General features: G+C 58.7%; 12 protein-coding genes, 2 rRNA genes and 1 pseudogene (1 of these 15 running past the window's edge). 7 read left to right on the forward strand and 8 right to left on the reverse strand.

The annotated features are described in order from the left end of the window. Positions 1-2,644: ribosomal RNA gene (locus tag ABVV53_RS03235) — 23S ribosomal RNA — on the forward strand (it extends 147 nt beyond the left edge of the window). Positions 2,645-2,781: 137 nt separating this feature from the next. Further along, positions 2,782-2,896 (forward strand): 5S ribosomal RNA (gene rrf, locus ABVV53_RS03240). A gap of 123 nt (positions 2,897-3,019) precedes the next feature. Here rrf and ABVV53_RS03245 read toward each other — a convergent pair. Continuing rightward, the gene (locus ABVV53_RS03245) at positions 3,020-3,202 is read right to left on the reverse strand and encodes a hypothetical protein (RefSeq protein WP_353982885.1); all 183 of its coding nucleotides are present in this window, start codon (positions 3,200-3,202) and stop codon (positions 3,020-3,022) included. Between the two features lie 148 nt (positions 3,203-3,350). Here ABVV53_RS03245 and ABVV53_RS03250 point away from each other — a divergent pair, with 148 nt between their 5' ends. Further along, entirely contained in the window at positions 3,351-3,548 is a 198-nt protein-coding gene (locus ABVV53_RS03250; protein WP_353983451.1) for a hypothetical protein, read from the forward strand. A 290-nt stretch (positions 3,549-3,838) separates the two neighbouring features. Here ABVV53_RS03250 and ABVV53_RS03255 read toward each other — a convergent pair. The 3 genes and pseudogenes from ABVV53_RS03255 to ABVV53_RS03265 all read right to left on the reverse strand — a co-directional run. Beyond that, positions 3,839-4,309 (reverse strand): annotated as a pseudogene (locus ABVV53_RS03255) (recombinase family protein); the annotation flags it as partial. A gap of 229 nt (positions 4,310-4,538) precedes the next feature. Next, the gene (locus tag ABVV53_RS03260) at positions 4,539-5,099 is read right to left on the reverse strand and encodes a TetR/AcrR family transcriptional regulator (protein WP_353982886.1); all 561 of its coding nucleotides are present in this window, start codon (positions 5,097-5,099) and stop codon (positions 4,539-4,541) included. Between the two features lie 239 nt (positions 5,100-5,338). After that, positions 5,339-7,183: a flavin-containing monooxygenase gene (locus ABVV53_RS03265; protein WP_353982887.1), complete on the reverse strand. Its 1,845-nt coding sequence runs from the start codon at positions 7,181-7,183 to the stop codon at positions 5,339-5,341. Between the two features lie 179 nt (positions 7,184-7,362). Between ABVV53_RS03265 and ABVV53_RS03270 the strand changes: the two genes are divergently transcribed. The 4 genes from ABVV53_RS03270 to ABVV53_RS03285 are packed head-to-tail and all read left to right on the forward strand — an operon-like array spanning position 7,363 to position 10,948. Continuing rightward, a complete protein-coding gene (locus ABVV53_RS03270) occupies positions 7,363-8,175 on the forward strand; it encodes a TauD/TfdA dioxygenase family protein (protein WP_353982888.1) in 813 nt (270 codons plus the stop codon). 38 nt (positions 8,176-8,213) lie between these two features. Continuing rightward, positions 8,214-9,917 carry an FAD-binding protein gene (locus ABVV53_RS03275; RefSeq protein ID WP_353982889.1) on the forward strand — a complete coding sequence of 568 codons (1,704 nt, stop codon included), beginning with the start codon at positions 8,214-8,216 and terminating at the stop codon, positions 9,915-9,917. After that, complete coding sequence (locus ABVV53_RS03280) at positions 9,914-10,489, forward strand: SRPBCC family protein (RefSeq protein WP_353982890.1); 576 nt, start codon at positions 9,914-9,916, stop codon at positions 10,487-10,489. The genes ABVV53_RS03275 and ABVV53_RS03280 overlap by 4 nt, the downstream gene beginning before the upstream one ends. Before the next feature lie 24 nt (positions 10,490-10,513). Further along, positions 10,514-10,948, forward strand: a complete 435-nt coding sequence (locus ABVV53_RS03285) for a nuclear transport factor 2 family protein (protein ID WP_353982891.1) — start codon at positions 10,514-10,516, stop codon at positions 10,946-10,948. A gap of 126 nt (positions 10,949-11,074) precedes the next feature. Here the strand turns inward: ABVV53_RS03285 and fcl are convergent, their stop codons facing one another. From fcl to ABVV53_RS03305, 4 genes are all read right to left on the reverse strand, one after another. Next, the gene (gene fcl, locus ABVV53_RS03290; RefSeq protein ID WP_353982892.1) at positions 11,075-12,058 is read right to left on the reverse strand and encodes a GDP-L-fucose synthase; all 984 of its coding nucleotides are present in this window, start codon (positions 12,056-12,058) and stop codon (positions 11,075-11,077) included. A gap of 3 nt (positions 12,059-12,061) precedes the next feature. Continuing rightward, a complete protein-coding gene (gene gmd, locus ABVV53_RS03295; RefSeq protein ID WP_353982893.1) occupies positions 12,062-13,126 on the reverse strand; it encodes a GDP-mannose 4,6-dehydratase in 1,065 nt (354 codons plus the stop codon). A 241-nt stretch (positions 13,127-13,367) separates the two neighbouring features. Then, positions 13,368-13,661: a hypothetical protein gene (locus tag ABVV53_RS03300; protein ID WP_353982894.1), complete on the reverse strand. Its 294-nt coding sequence runs from the start codon at positions 13,659-13,661 to the stop codon at positions 13,368-13,370. 186 nt (positions 13,662-13,847) lie between these two features. Continuing rightward, on the reverse strand, positions 13,848-14,525 hold the full coding sequence (locus tag ABVV53_RS03305; RefSeq protein ID WP_353982895.1) for a TetR/AcrR family transcriptional regulator: 678 nt from the start codon (positions 14,523-14,525) through the stop codon (positions 13,848-13,850). Positions 14,526-14,856 lie beyond the last annotated feature (331 nt).

Here is a 14,856-nt window from a genome sequence, read left to right on the forward strand (position 1 = left end):
GAACGTCGTTCGCGACGGTTGAGTGAGGTGGATAAGGTATCACCGAGTTGAATACATAGACTTGGTGAAGCGAACCCGGGGAACTGAAACATCTAAGTACCCGGAGGAAAAGACATCAACCGAGATTCCGTTAGTAGTGGCGAGCGAACGCGGACCAGGCCAGTGCCTTCATTTCAACTAGCAGAACACTTTGGGAAGAGTGGCCATAGCGGGTGACAGCCCCGTATGCGAAAGTGATAATGAAGGACTCGAGTAGGGCGGGACACGTGAAATCCTGTCTGAACATGGGGGGACCACCCTCCAAGCCTAAATACTCGTACATGACCGATAGCGAACAAGTACCGTGAGGGAAAGGTGAAAAGCACCCCGATGAGGGGAGTGAAACAGTACCTGAAACCGAATGCTTACAAGCAGTTGGAGCTCCATAGGGAGTGACAGCGTACCTCTTGCATAATGGGTCAGTGACTTAATTTATCGAGCAAGCTTAAGCCGTTAGGTGTAGGCGTAGCGAAAGCGAGTCTGAATAGGGCGCATGAGTTCGATGAATTAGACCCGAAACCCGGCGATCTAGGCATGACCAGGTTGAAGGTGCGGTAACACGCACTGGAGGACCGAACCGTTGAATGTTGAAAAATTCTCGGATGAGTTGTGTTTAGGGGTGAAAGGCCAATCAAGCCGGGAAATAGCTGGTTCTCCGCGAAATCTATTGAGGTAGAGCGTCGGATGATTGCCGTTGGGGGTAGAGCACTGGATGGGCTAGGGGGTCGCGAGATCTACCAAACCTAACCAAACTCCGAATACCAACGAGTCTAGTCCGGCAGACAGACGGCGGGTGCTAAGGTCCGTCGTCAAAAGGGAAACAGCCCTAACCTACAGCTAAGGTCCCCAAGTCATCACTAAGTGGGAAAGCATGTGGGAATCCCAAAACAACCAGGAGGTTGGCTTAGAAGCAGCCATCCTTTAAAGAAAGCGTAACAGCTCACTGGTCTAAATAAGGGTTCCTGCGGCGAAAATGTAACGGGGCTCAAGTGATGCACCGAAGCTTAGGGTGTGATCGTTTACGATCACGCGGTAGCGGAGCGTTCCGTAAGCGGATGAAGCGCAAGGGTAACCGAGCGTGGACGTATCGGAAGTGCGAATGCTGACATGAGTAGCGATAAAGAGGGTGAGACACCCTCTCGCCGAAAGACCAAGGGTTCCTGCTTAAAGCTAATCTGAGCAGGGTGAGCCGGCCCCTAAGACGAGCCCGAAGGGGGTAGTCGATGGGAACCACGTTAATATTCGTGGGCCTGGTGGTGTGTGACGGATCATGTGTGTTGTCTGACCTTATTGGATTGGTCAGGCTTCGAAATGGTTCCAGGAAATAGCCCCACCGTATAGACCGTACCCGAAACCGACACAGGTGGTCAGGTAGAGTATACCAAGGCGTTTGAGAGAAGTATCCTGAAGGAACTCGGCAAATTGCCTCCGTACCTTCGGAAGAAGGAGGCCCTGTTATTGCGCAAGCAGTAGCAGGGGGCACAGGCCAGGGGGTAGCGACTGTTTAGCAAAAACACAGCACTCTGCTAAGTCGGCTTCAAGACGACGTATAGGGTGTGACGCCTGCCCGGTGCTCGAAGGTTAAGAGGAGGAGTGCAAGCTCCGAATTGAAGCCCGAGTAAACGGCGGCCGTAACTATAACGGTCCTAAGGTAGCGAAATTCCTTGTCGGGTAAGTTCCGACCTGCACGAATGGCGTAACGACTTCCCCACTGTCTCCAGGATATGCTCAGCGAAATTGAATTCTCCGTGAAGATGCGGAGTACCCGCGGTTAGACGGAAAGACCCCGTGCACCTTTACTGCAGCTTCAGAGTGGCATTAGGAAATAACTGTGTAGCATAGGTGGGAGGCTTTGAAGCGACGGCGCCAGCTGTCGTGGAGCCATAGGTGAAATACCACCCTGTTGTTTTCTGATGTCTAACCTCGCACCGTTAGCCGGTGCAGGGACCCTCTGTGGCGGGTAGTTTGACTGGGGCGGTCGCCTCCTAAAGAGTAACGGAGGCGCGCGATGGTAGGCTCAGGACGGTTGGAAACCGTCTGCAAGAGTGCAATGGCATAAGCCTGCCTGACTGCGAGACTGACGAGTCGAGCAGAGACGAAAGTCGGTCATAGTGATCCGGTGGTCCCTCGTGGAAGGGCCATCGCTCAACGGATAAAAGGTACGCCGGGGATAACAGGCTGATGATTCCCAAGAGCTCATATCGACGGAATCGTTTGGCACCTCGATGTCGGCTCATCACATCCTGGGGCTGGAGCAGGTCCCAAGGGTTTGGCTGTTCGCCAATTAAAGTGGTACGTGAGCTGGGTTCAGAACGTCGCGAGACAGTTTGGTCCCTATCTGCCGTGGGCGTCGATACTTGAGAGGAGTTGTCCCTAGTACGAGAGGACCGGGATGAACATGCCTCTGGTGTACCTGTCGTGGCGCCAGCCGCGCAGCAGGGTAGCTATGCATGGACGGGATAACCGCTGAAAGCATCTAAGCGGGAAGCCTCCCTCGAGATTAGGTATCATCGAGTCGTGATAGACCATCACGTTGATAGGCCGGGTGTAGAAGCAGGGTAACTTGTGGAGCTAACCGGTCCTAATCACTCTGTTCATGCTTGTTGGATCCCACCATCAATGACAGTCCTGCCAAAAGCAGCGTCGTTGATCCGGACGATAAACCAGCCAGATACACATCATCAAAAGACTGCACGGACCATCGATTAAAAACCCGATACGAAACGCGCGCCCGCTCCATTGCTTGGTGGCCATAGCGTCAGTGACCCACCCGATCCCATCTCGAACTCGGCCGTGAAACCTGACAGCGCCAATGGTACTAACGCTCAAGCGTTGGAAGAGTAGGACGTCGCCAGGCATTGAAGCAGGCGCGCAACTCGCATCGGATAAAACCCATTCACAAATCAGGGCTGACAAAGCCTTAAAAGAGGGCCCACGTGGCCCTCGTCGCGTCTCCAGCAGACGCAACCCGGCTGAACCATCAGCCACACAAATCACGCGGGGTGGAGCAGCCCGCCGCCCGGATCGTGTCAAGAGCATAGGTCGCTTCCTCTCCCGCGAGATGCTCGTGGAGTTCGGCGAGCGCTTGCTTGTAGATCGCAGCATAGTTGGCGGGCAGACGGATGACGTTCGCCGCTAGGGCCGAGGCCACTTTTGCGACCAATGTTTCTTCCTGAGCCTCCCACTCTCTCAGGCGCCTGATGAGCGAATTGGGAGGATCGTCATCCTCCTCGATCCGCTAGACCAGCTTCGCGATCTTGGCTCGAATTTCGCTTAGGGTCGCTCACCGCCCTATCGCGGTCGCTGTCGCGTTGACGGTTGACCTGTTCGAGCTCTTTCTGCAGAAGCCGGGCGTAGCGCTCGATCAGTTCGGGCGTAAGCAGTCGGTCGTGAACACCCGTCAGAACTCGTTCTTCAAGCTCTGTTGTCTTGATCGACCGATTGTTCCCGCATGGGCCCTTGCGGAAGTTTCTGCGGCAGCGCCAGCGGCCATTGCCGATGCGATGTAGCTAGAGCCACATTCGCCGCAGTGAACGAGATCTGAGAGCAGATAGATCGATCGCTTTGCGCCAGCGAGGGGTTGCCAGTGATCTTGAACTTGGCGTCGCGGGCGGCCCGGGCCTCGGTCTGCCTTGTCTTCACGCGTTGCCAGAGTTCGTCCGACACGATCCTCGCTTCCGGCACGGCGGTGATCTTCAGAAGGCTGGCATCTGTCGCGCGGACGGCTCTTAAAGCCGCCCTTGCCGTCGGGCTGTTCGATGTAGTGGCGGCGATTGAAGATGCGCTCGCCGATGTAGAGGCGATTGTTCAAGATGCCTTCGCCGCGTTCGATATTTCCCGGCAGGGTGGAAGGGCTCCACCCTTCGGCGGCTTTGCGGCGGCGCGTTCCAGAGCTGGGAGGCGGAACTCCGGCTTCGTCGAGGAAACGACAGATTTGTTTGAGCGACAGACCGTCGGCGTACATCTCGAAGATGCAGCGCACGAGCTCGGCCCCGACGGGATCGATCGAGTATCGATCCTCGCATACGCCGTCACCCCTGACACTAATGATCTCCCGGACACACCCCAGCGTGCTGCCGCCGGTGAATCCTCCGCGTGCCGCTTTGCCGACGAGCCTGCGGCGGTTCAAGGAAGCATGTGATGAGCCAAGCAAGCGAGTAGCGGCGCGCGCAATGGTCTTGTCGAGCGACACTGCATGTTTGGAGGTTACTCGTTTCGTGCAGCACGTCAGCCTTAGCGGTGAACTGCTGCAGTAGGACAGGGGCGGCATGATCTGCGCAACTGACGTGCGAAGGGGGGGTGCATATGCGAGCCGAGCCACAAGGGTCGCTCTCTCCCTTCGCGCTCTTGTAAGAGCTTGACCAGCATCGGGCTGAGCACACCGCTGAGCATATTGGCTGAAAGCTTGGCCAACTCAGCCGCTCGGATCAACTGTCCGGATTAGAATCGCCCCACCTGTGGTGTTGCTCCCCGGACGCGCGGGCAATCGGCAGTGGACGCTACCCTCTGCAGCCGGCGATGAACACGGGCACCATTCTGCCGACCCATTGCTCCCGCTCGTCGGCGGTGACCTCGCGGCTGGAGAGCATCGCGTTGACGTACCAGCCTCGCAGCAACAGAATGAATGCCTCCGCGTTGTCACGTGGTTCAGCGAGAACGGTTCTTTCTGGATGATTGCACTGCTCGATGAACCAGGCGATCTGCGCGATGCCGACCTGAGTTCGCTCCGCAGCGGCAAGACCAAGTTCAGGAAACCGGTGGGCCTCGCTGTAGATGAGGCGATTGACCGCAAGGAGGTCACCTTCAAGGCTTATCGCAAGCGTTCTGTTCGCGTAGGCCTTCAGGCCCTCGGCCAAGTTGAACGCGGGCGAGGCTGTCAAGGTGCGGATGACGGACAGGCGTTCGACTTGTTGGGTCATGATGGCCCGAAACAGCTCTTCTTTGGACTTGTAGCGCGAATAAAGGGTCGTCTTGGAGATGCGTGCGGCCTTCACGATCCGGGAGAGCGAAGCTCCGCCGTACCCCTCTTGGATGAACTCCTGCAAAGCTACGTTGAGCAACTCCTCTTCGATGAGCGCGACACTCTCTGAGGGCGGGCGCCCTCGCGACCTCCTGCTTGCTTTGCTCTCGTACTCACCCACCATCCCCAATTTGCTGTTCCCATTCACTTTTTGAGTGGATCGCCGGGCTAGCCTCTAGCCGCTGTAGCCGTTCAGGCCAACGCAGCAGCTAGAGAGGCGAGAGACTGGCTCGAATGCCAGGTCGCGAAAGGCGACGAGAGCTAGCTCTGCGGCGGGGGCTATGCCGTAACCTCAGCCGCCTTCACGATCATGCCCGGCAGATCACCGGAGGCGCGCCAATCCGCAACCAACTGTTCGAACGCATCCCAGCCTGGCCCATAGGACTCGCCCAGATACCAGCGGTTCTTTGAGGTATCTCCGTCGTTATTGAAGTAACTCGGCGGGCATTCTCGCTGCAGGTAGGAAACGTCAATTGCAGTCTCGCGGATCAATTTAACCCACTGATCCTGTGCCTCAAGGGTGGGCTCCACGGATGTCAGGCCCCGATCAAGCGCAATCTTGATCATGTGAGCGATGTGATAGCCCTGGCGGCTGAACTGGTGCGTCGTGGTCGCGAAGAAGCCACCCTGCACGTAACCGGTGAAGAACTGATTGGGGAAGTTGTGCGCCATCGTACCGTGCAGCGTGCGGTAGCCGTCTGCCCAGTACTCGTAGAGCGACAAGCCGTCCTTGCCCTCGATCGTGCGGATACCCCAGCGTTTTTCGAGGTCACTGGTGACCTCGAAGCCGCTGGCGCAGACGAGACAGTCGATCTCATACTCGGTTCCCTCGTGAACGAAACCTTTCTCCGTCATCCGCTCCACGCCCCGGGTGTCGGAGACGTCGATCAGCTTGACGTTTGGCTGGTTGAAGGCGGGGTAGTAGTGATCGTTCGAAAGTGGACGCTTGCAGTTGAACATGAACCACGGCTTCAACGCCTCGGCGGTCTGGTCGTCCTCGACGATGCTTTCCACTCGGCGGCGCATGCGCTCCATCACCCGCACGTCCATCTCCGCCCGCTTGGCGGCATACTCCTCCAGGTTCTGCGGCCAGCCCTCGCACTCGAACTCGGCCGCCATGTTGCGGTTGATCTCGGTCCAGATATCGCAGATCAGATCCGGCTGGCTGGGCTTGAGGCCGTTGACAGCGCCGTCGTGGAAGTTCTTCTGACGCTCGTATTGCCAGCCCGGCTGCAGCGAGTTCGCCCAGTCTGGATCGGTAGGAGGGTTCGGACGCTCGTCGACGCTCGATGGGGTGCGCTGGATCACGTAGAGTTGCTTGGCGTACTTCGCGAGGTAGGGGATCGCCTGGATCGCAGTCGCACCTGTGCCGACAATCGCGACGCGCTTGTCTGCCAGCTTGTTCAGCACGGGGTTGCGCCACTCGCCGCCGGTGTAATCGTAATCCCAGCGCGCTGTGTGAAACAGCGTGCCTTTGAAGTCACGGATGCCGGGAATGCCCGGTAGCTTGGGCTTGTTGAGCGGTCCACCGCACATGACGACGAACCGCGCGCGGATCGCGTCGCCGCGATTGGTCTCGATCCGCCAGCGCTGGATTGTCTCGTCCCACTTCAAAGAGCGGACGAGCGTGTGGAACAAGGCGCGATCGTAGAACCCATACTTCGTAGCTATGCGCGCACAGTGCTCCTGGATTTCATAGCCGTCCGAGAACTTTTTGGATGGCATCCAGCCGGTTTCTTCCAGCAGCGGGAGATAGCAGTACGCATCGTTGTCGCACTGGATGCCGGGATAGCGGTTCCAGTACCAGACGCCGCCGAAGTCGCCCGCGTGTTCGATGTGGCGGAAGGTGTCCACGCCGGCGTTGCGCAAGTGGACGCCAGCCATGATCCCGGAAAAGCCGCCGCCCAGAATAGCGACGTCGAGCTCCTCATCAACGGTCTCGCGGGGCACCACGGGCATGTGCGGATCGGCTTCGTAGGCTTCGGCAAAGCCGCCGTCAGCTCGGACGTACTGGTTCCCGCCTCCTGGGCGCAGGCGCCGAACTCGCTCCTGGTTGTAGCGCTCCCGGATCGCGGGAATATCGAGCTCTTCCGCGGGCGGCACCTTGGTGGGCTGGCAGGTCATCACGCTCTCCGCAGGTAAATCGTACAAGTCCGATCATTTCTGCTGTCATCGTGTACGGCGGGAGTCAAGCGGAGCGGATGACCTGGCACCAGGCACCGCATTTGGGATTGACAGGGCTGGCCGATGTCCATCAATTGTCCACATCAGTATCAAAATGGCGAAAGCCCCGGGGCGCGTGCATGAGTTTCGAAGTGATCGACTTAACGGAGTTCACGGGCTCTGAGGTCCGCGTCGGAGTGGATGAGCTCCTCAAGCCAGAAACGGGTAAGGCGCTGCGCAAGCTGCTCGTCGAACGCGGCGTGCTCGTGTTACGCGGCATGAACCTCAGCGATGAGCAGCAGGTCCACCTGGCCGGAAACATCGGCGACGTACGCGACGAGGGCAAAGACGGCGTATTCAAGGTCACCCTGGACAAGCGCGAGAATTCGAGAGCCGAGTACCTCAAGGGCTCGTTCCTCTGGCATATGGATGGCACGCATGACCAAATTCCGGTCTTCGCTTCGCTTCTGAGCGGGCGCAAGCTTTCGCAAGATGGTGGGCAGACGATGTTCGCCAACTCTTACGCTGCGTACGAAGCGCTGTCTGAGGAGATGAAGCGCAAGATCGATGGCTTGCGTGCTGTCCACAGCCTGCAAGTGTCGATGAGCCGCGCGGGGGTCGAGGCCACGGAAGAGAACCGGACGATCTGGAGCATGACGCCGGATCGCACACACAAGCTCGTGTGGAAGCATGGCAACGGTCGCAAATCCCTGGTGATCGGCTGCCATGCCTCGCATGTTGAGGGCACGGATCGGCAGGAAGGCGAAGCGCTGATCCAGGAACTCATCGAATGGACGACGCAGCCGCGCTTCGTTTACGTTCACGAGTGGACCCCGGGCGACCTGCTGATCTGGGACAATACCGGCGTGTTGCACCGGGTGGAGCCTTATCCGCTAGATAGCGGACGCATGATGCACCGGACGACGTTGCTGGGTGAAGAAGCCTTCGCGTGAGGCCAAAATCATAAGAATGACATCGAGAGGATGAGCGGATGATACGGAACCTGCCCGAGAAGTGGGACGTCGAAGTCGATCTGGTGGCTATCGGTTCCGGAGGCGCTGGTCTTGCTGCGGCGATCACGGCACAGGACCATGGCCTCACCTCGCTCGTGCTTGAGCGGTCCGATGAAGTGGGCGGCGTGACGGCATACTCGATGGGGGAAGTCTGGATCCCCGGTAATCACCTCGAGCGTGAGCTCGGCATCGAGGACTCGCCCGAGAGCGGCTTCCGCTACGTGAAATCGCTGTCGATGGGGTATGGCGATGAACGCGCCATGCTCAACCAGTCCATTCATGGGCCGGTCGCGCTCAAGTACTTTGAGGATACGATCGGCCTCAAGATGGAAGTTACCCGCAACTTCCCCGACTACTACTTCCCGCACAACAATGACGCTGTTGCTGAGGGCCGCTATCTGGAAGTGGAGCCATTCCCGGCCGAGGCCCTGGGCGAGTGGCAGCACAAGACGCGGCTGACACCGCACCTTCCAGCCGGCTTCACCCACCACGATATCTTCCGCGGCGGCGGATTGGCCAACATGCTGGGCTGGGATTACGAGCTGTTGGCCGATCGCATCAGCAAGGACTTGCGGTGCCTCGGCCCTGGTCTGGCAGCCTACTTCGTCAAGGGCGCACTGGATCGCGGCATTCCGCTCTACACCGGGACGAGCGCCGAAGAGCTGATCGGCGATGGCGAGCGCATCGTCGGCGTGCGGGCGGTGCGCGGTGGCGAGCCCTTGTTCATCAAGGCCAATCGCGGCGTCGTCATCGCGGTCAGCGGGTACGAGCGTAACCACGACCTCGCCAAGACGCTCAGCAACGTGCTCGAGCCGGTCTCGATGGTCATGAGCACTGTCGACGGCGCGCACTTCCGCCTTGCGGGACCCGTAGGCGCCCGCATCGCGCGCGTGCCCGATCCCGCGAACCTGGGCATCCATATGCCGGGCGAGGAGCACGACAACGGAGCGCCGCTATGGCGCGGCTCGCTGCCTTTCCTTGGCCTTCCGCACACGATTGTCGTCAATCGCGCGGGCAGGCGCTTCGCCAACGAGGCGTTCTATCGCTCAGTCTACTATGCGGTCGATGCTGTCGACGGGGCAACCCAGACTCACCCAAATTATCCATGCTGGGCTGTGATCGATAGCCAGGCGCGTGGGAAGTATCCTTTCGGCTCGTTTATGCCCGGAGAAGATCTGCCCGAGGGCCTTGCTGTGAAGGGGGAGACCTTGGCTGAACTTGCGCAGAAGATCGGCGTTGATCCCCAGGGCCTGGAACAGACGGTCGCACGCTTCAATGGCTTCGCCGAGGCGGGGGAGGATCCCGACTTCAAGCGCGGCACTTATCCCTGGGGCGCGGCGATGACGGGCGATCTCAATCACAAGCCCAATCCCAACCTGGGCACGCTTGAGCAGGGGCCGTTCTATGCGGTGGAACTCAAGCGCATGGGCGGAGGCGGGATCACCGGCACGGGCTTGCTGGCCGATCATCACTGCCGTGTGATGGGCTGGAACGACAAGCCGATCGACGGCCTCTATGTGGCGGGCAACTCGATGGCGCGGCTCGACACCGGTGCGGTGATGCAAAGCGGTATCTCGAATGCGCGCGGCATGACTCACGGCTATCTCGTCGGCCGCCATGCTGCCGGGAAGCCAAGCGATCTGCTCGAGCGCAAGCTTGAAAGCGGGCCGGCACTGGCATGATCGACACCGAACAGACAATCAGCATTGCTGCGCCGATCGAACGGGTGTGGCAGTATGCACGCGACATCCCGGGCTGGGCGAAGCTCATGCCCGGCTTGCAGGACTGCGATGTCATCGACGAGGACCGCTCGCGCTGGACGCTAAAAGTCGGGGCAGGCGCGCTGGTGCGCACAGTTCGGGTCGCGGTGACGGTCGACCGCTGGGCAGGACCTGACGAGGTGGACTTCACGTATGTCCTGGAAGGCGATCCGGTGAAGGGTGGCGGCACGTACCGTGCAGGGCGGGTGGGGGCCAGCCAGACCGAGGTGGCGCTTGCCGTTCGCGTGGAGGGCACTGGTCCCATGGCGCCGATGTGGGAGGCGATGGGGCGCCCCTTGCTCCCCAAGTTCGCGCATAGCTTTGCAGAGCAGTTCAAGGCCGAGATCGAGCAGGCCGGCGAAGTTTCCGCCACCGTGTCAAGAGAGCCGGAGGTGACCACCGGCAAGCCTGTCGCCGGTCGAAAAGGAGTGATCGGCCGACTGCGAGCGTTTTTCCGAAAGCTGTTCGGCCGGTCGGCCGGGACGGCACGATAAAGCGGCATAGAGGGAGAGGCAGCCATGAGTGAAATGAACAAGTCCACCGTCATCAACTTCATCAAGGCGTTCAGCGACGGTGATGCAGAGACTGCCAAGACCTGCCTTGCGCCAGATGCGGTGACGGTTGCCAAGGGTTTCGGCAAGCTCTCGGGCCCGCGTCCTTACGAGATCATCGTGGCGACGACGGCCGCATTCAAAGACACAATCCCGACCGGCCTGCGTCCTGAGTTCAAGACCATCACGGCAGAAGGGGATCGGGTCGTTGTCGAGTTCGAAGGCCATGCCGTCCTCGCGAACGGGGTCGACTACTGCAACCAGTACTGCATGGCGTTCACGCTCGAAAACGGGCTGATCAAGAACGTTAACGAATACTACTGCACCATCCTTGCCGATGACCGCATTCTGCCACTGCTGGCAAACGTCGAAGAGCAGCGGCAAGAGCTCGGCGCAGACTGAGTCCGGCGGAGACCCGCACAATGGATAGGAAAGTGCACTCGTGACAGGCGCTGCCCGGTGCGAGTGGCCCCGACCGCATCCCCGCACCGTTCCGCGTCGAGATCAAGAACACTGAAAGCAACACCCTCAGCCTCTGAACCAGACTGGCCCCGAGCTACCGATACGTCTGTTCGTTTCCTCCTCTGCCAAGTACCAATTGTAAGTCGCTTCGATACCGTCCTTCAACGCGATGTGGGGTTTCCAGCCTAATCCTTGCAGCAAATCCGAACTCATCAACTTGCGCGGTGTGCCGTCTGGCTTGCTGTTATCGTACACAATAGATCCCGAAAACCCCACAACAGCGGCTACCATCTCTGCGAGTTCAGCAATCGATATGTCGACACCGGTGCCGACGTTTACATGGACTTCTTCAGAGTAGGTTTTCATCAGGAAGATGCAGGCGTTCGCAAGGTCATCGACATGCAAGAACTCGCGCCTTGGCGAGCCGGTACCCCAGATCTCCATCGACTCTAAACCGGAAATCTTCGCCGTATGCGCCTTGCGTATCAAGGCAGGCAAAACATGGCTACTCTGAAGATCGAAGTTGTCCCCCGGTCCGTATAGATTAGTGGGCATTGCCGATATGTAATCACGCCCGTACTGCCGCCGGTATGCTTGAGCTAGCTTGATCCCGGTTATCTTCGCGATAGCGTACCACTCGTTGGTCGGCTCAAGCGGACCGGTCAGCAAGGCGTCTTCGCGAATGGGTTGGGGAGCGAACTTGGGATAGATGCATGAAGATCCGAGAAACAATAGCTTATCGACATCGCTGCGATGAGATGCCTCTATGATATTCGCCTCGATCATGACGTTGTCGTAAAGGAAATCAGCGGGATAGATGTTGTTTGCAAGTATGCCGCCGACTTTTGCGGCCGCCACAAGCACGGTCTCGGGCCTCTCCCGTGCAAACCAGCTGCGCACAGCGTGCTGATCTCGAAGGTCAACTTCGCTGCGATCGATAACCAGAACTTCGCAATTCTCTTGGCCAAGGCGTCGAACGATAGCGGACCCCACCATGCCACGGTGTCCGGCAACAAACACTCGTTTGCCGGTCAAGTCGAACTTCGCCACCTCTCACAGCCCCTTCGAAATGGGTGCTTCTCTCATGGTGATCAAGTCCTCCTGCACCATCTCTCGGGCGAGTTCCCGCACGGGTGTCTGGTGCGTCCACCCCAGTTTTTCTCGAGCCTTGGTGGGGTCGCCGATAAGCAATTCCACTTCCGTGGGTCTGAAATAGCGAGGATCCACTTGAATTAGGCATCGACCGGTTTCAGCGCAGTAACCCTTCTCATCGACGCCGGAACCTTGCCACCTCAAGATGATACCGACGTCGGCAAACGCCCATTCCACAAACTCACGGACGGGCGTTGTTTCGCCGGTGGCGAGCACATAATCGTCCGGCTGCTCTTGTTGCAGCATCAACCACATGCCTCGCACGTACTCTCTTGCGTGGCCCCAGTCGCGGCGGGCGTCCAGATTGCCCAGCCAGAGTCTTTCCTGCCGCCCCAGTTTGATCGCGGCCGCTGCTCGGGTGATCTTGCGCGTTACGAAGGTCTCACCTCTCAAAGGACTTTCGTGGTTGAACAAGATTCCATTGGAGGCGTGGAAACCATATGCCTCGCGATAGTTCACCACAATCCAGTAGGCGTAAAGCTTGGCTGCCGCATAAGGAGAACGAGGGTAGAAGGGTGTGGTCTCTCGCTGCGGTACTTCCTGAACCAAGCCATATAGCTCAGAGGTTGAGGCCTGATAGAACCGGGTGGTCTTTTCCATTCCCAGTATCCGAACAGCCTCCAGCAGGCGTAGTGTGCCGATCCCATCTGCGTTCGCCGTATACTCTGGCGTTTCGAAGCTGACCATAACGTGGCTTTGCGCAGCTAGATTGTAGATCTCTGTCGGCTGCACTTCTTGAACAATGCGAATTAAATTCGTTGCATCAGTCAAGTCGCCGTAATGAAGATGGAATCTGGATCCTTCGACATGAGGGTCCTGATATATGCTCTCGATTCGACCGGTGTTAAAAGAGGATGACCGTCTCTTTATTCCATGAACAGTATAACCTTTAGACAGGAGAAGTTCTGAAAGATATGCTCCATCTTGTCCGGTCACGCCTGTAATTAAAGCAACCTTGCCGTTCATGTTTGCCCCCGCACTTAGCGGGTCTCGATGACAGAGCTGAAGCGCCCTGACAAGCAAAGGTATGGCGGCAGCTTTGGATTTCGACTGTCGGCACGGGCGAACAGGGACTTGTGGGCGGGGCATTACATTTTAGTAAGGCGCACCTAGGTACTCTCTTTGCCATTACACAGCTCGGCAGTGCGGTGGATTGCAGGCTATGATACCCACCCGCACTGTCGGCGACGCATCATGATGAGTACTGTTAGTCGTCCTTCGACGCCGAGTTAAGGTTCTTCTGTCCTTCCACTTCATCTTCGCCCAGCTGACCGGTGCCGTGATAAGCTGCCTCGCTCTGCCCTCCGTGGAAGTCCGCCTTTCCCTTGGTTTCCTCTGTACCCTGATGAGGGTTGGGATAGGCACCGCCTTGGCTTGAACTCTCCGTACGACCGTGAGTGGACGTCGTGCCCACGCCGTCATTTCGCACCTTCGGGCGCCCGGCGCCGTTCGCCTGCAGCGGGGACTTGCCGCCCTTGTCGGTGCTTTCTTCGTCTGCCATGCGCTCGCTCCAGTCGATTTTCTGGGGGCTATCGCGGGATAGTTGAGGCTTGGTGCACAGCCGCTAAGTCGCCCCAGGTATGTTGCATTCCATCATTTCTGCATCTGCTTTCATCAACAGCGTCGACGCTGAATCGTTCCTTTAAGCAGGTGCACCTCGGGTGGGGACAGATCTTCAGCCAGCCGGTCAGAGTGGCTCCGACGTGCAACTCCAGACACCACCAAGGAAGAGCGTTACGTAGAGGCGAATGCGTTCTTCCCGCTCTTCCTGTTTCATGCTGCCGCCTGACGACGCGCTTCTGGCGGGCCCGCTGGCGAGGGTGATATAGGCAAGTGCCAGCTCCTCAGAACGCTCGATGTCGAGACTTCCAGCGGGTGCGTGCCTGCGCAACAGATCGGCGAGGAATAGAAGGGCTGGCAGCGTACCTTTTTCGTACACCCACCGCTTGATCTCAGGGAACCGATACGCTTCGGCATTTGTGATCTGCGAAAGTCTGACGCCGATCGGGGTCAGTGCGCTCTCCATCCGGATGCGGGTGAAGGCGGTCAGGGTTTCCTTGAGGCTGTCCGTTTCAGCGTCGCGGAGAACTGAGGCCGGGACACTCCATCGGTCTATCGCGCGCATTACAGCCGCGCGAAACAGTTCACGCTTATCGGTGAAGCGAGCATACACCGTCCGCTTGGTCATTCCCACGGAGGCGGCAATCGCTTCCACCGTGGTCAACTCGAACCCGGACTCCAGAAACATTTCGAGCGCGCGGTCGAGCAGTTGCTCGATGCGCTGCCGAGCCTGCTCGCGGGTTGGGCGGCCTTGCCGCGGGCGGGCTTCGGCTGCAGTCGACGAAGTCTTGTTGATGGCTGTCACGTTAATCTGACCGTTGCAATCAAGGTGGGCACACGAGGGCTGCTGCGCTGGCTAGACCGGCAAACGCGCCTCGGATTGCGCGTGAGCAGAAGGGGCGGCAAGGTGCAACCTTTGCGCGTCACTCAGGCAAAGGGAAGGGAGCTTCTTTGAAGACTGCTCTGCTAGCGGAAGGGCAGCGGAACGATTGCGCCGCAGCAGACGGGTGCCTAGATGAAGCATCCGTAACTGCTCTCGTGCGTTACGGCATCGTCCGATCTTCTGCCTCGTGGGGTCGGTCGCCATGCTCGGCAACAGACGGGCATGTCCCACGGGCTGGGGAAGGAGACAGGTC

The sequence above is a fragment of the Novosphingobium kalidii genome, from assembly GCF_040534015.1.
GTDB lineage: Bacteria > Pseudomonadota > Alphaproteobacteria > Sphingomonadales > Sphingomonadaceae > Novosphingobium > Novosphingobium kalidii.

Excerpts from the sequence above, each read along its gene's own strand:
- ABVV53_RS03265 (WP_353982887.1), bottom strand. The coding sequence starts at position 7,183 with ATGACCTGCCAGCCCACCAAGGTGCCGCCCGCGGAAGAGCTCGATATT.
- ABVV53_RS03270 (WP_353982888.1), top strand. The coding sequence starts at position 7,363 with ATGAGTTTCGAAGTGATCGACTTAACGGAGTTCACGGGCTCTGAGGTC.
- ABVV53_RS03275 (WP_353982889.1), top strand. The coding sequence starts at position 8,214 with ATGATACGGAACCTGCCCGAGAAGTGGGACGTCGAAGTCGATCTGGTG.
- ABVV53_RS03280 (WP_353982890.1), top strand. The coding sequence starts at position 9,914 with ATGATCGACACCGAACAGACAATCAGCATTGCTGCGCCGATCGAACGG.
- ABVV53_RS03285 (WP_353982891.1), top strand. The coding sequence starts at position 10,514 with ATGAGTGAAATGAACAAGTCCACCGTCATCAACTTCATCAAGGCGTTC.
- gmd (WP_353982893.1), bottom strand. The coding sequence starts at position 13,126 with ATGAACGGCAAGGTTGCTTTAATTACAGGCGTGACCGGACAAGATGGA.
- ABVV53_RS03300 (WP_353982894.1), bottom strand. The coding sequence starts at position 13,661 with ATGGCAGACGAAGAAAGCACCGACAAGGGCGGCAAGTCCCCGCTGCAG.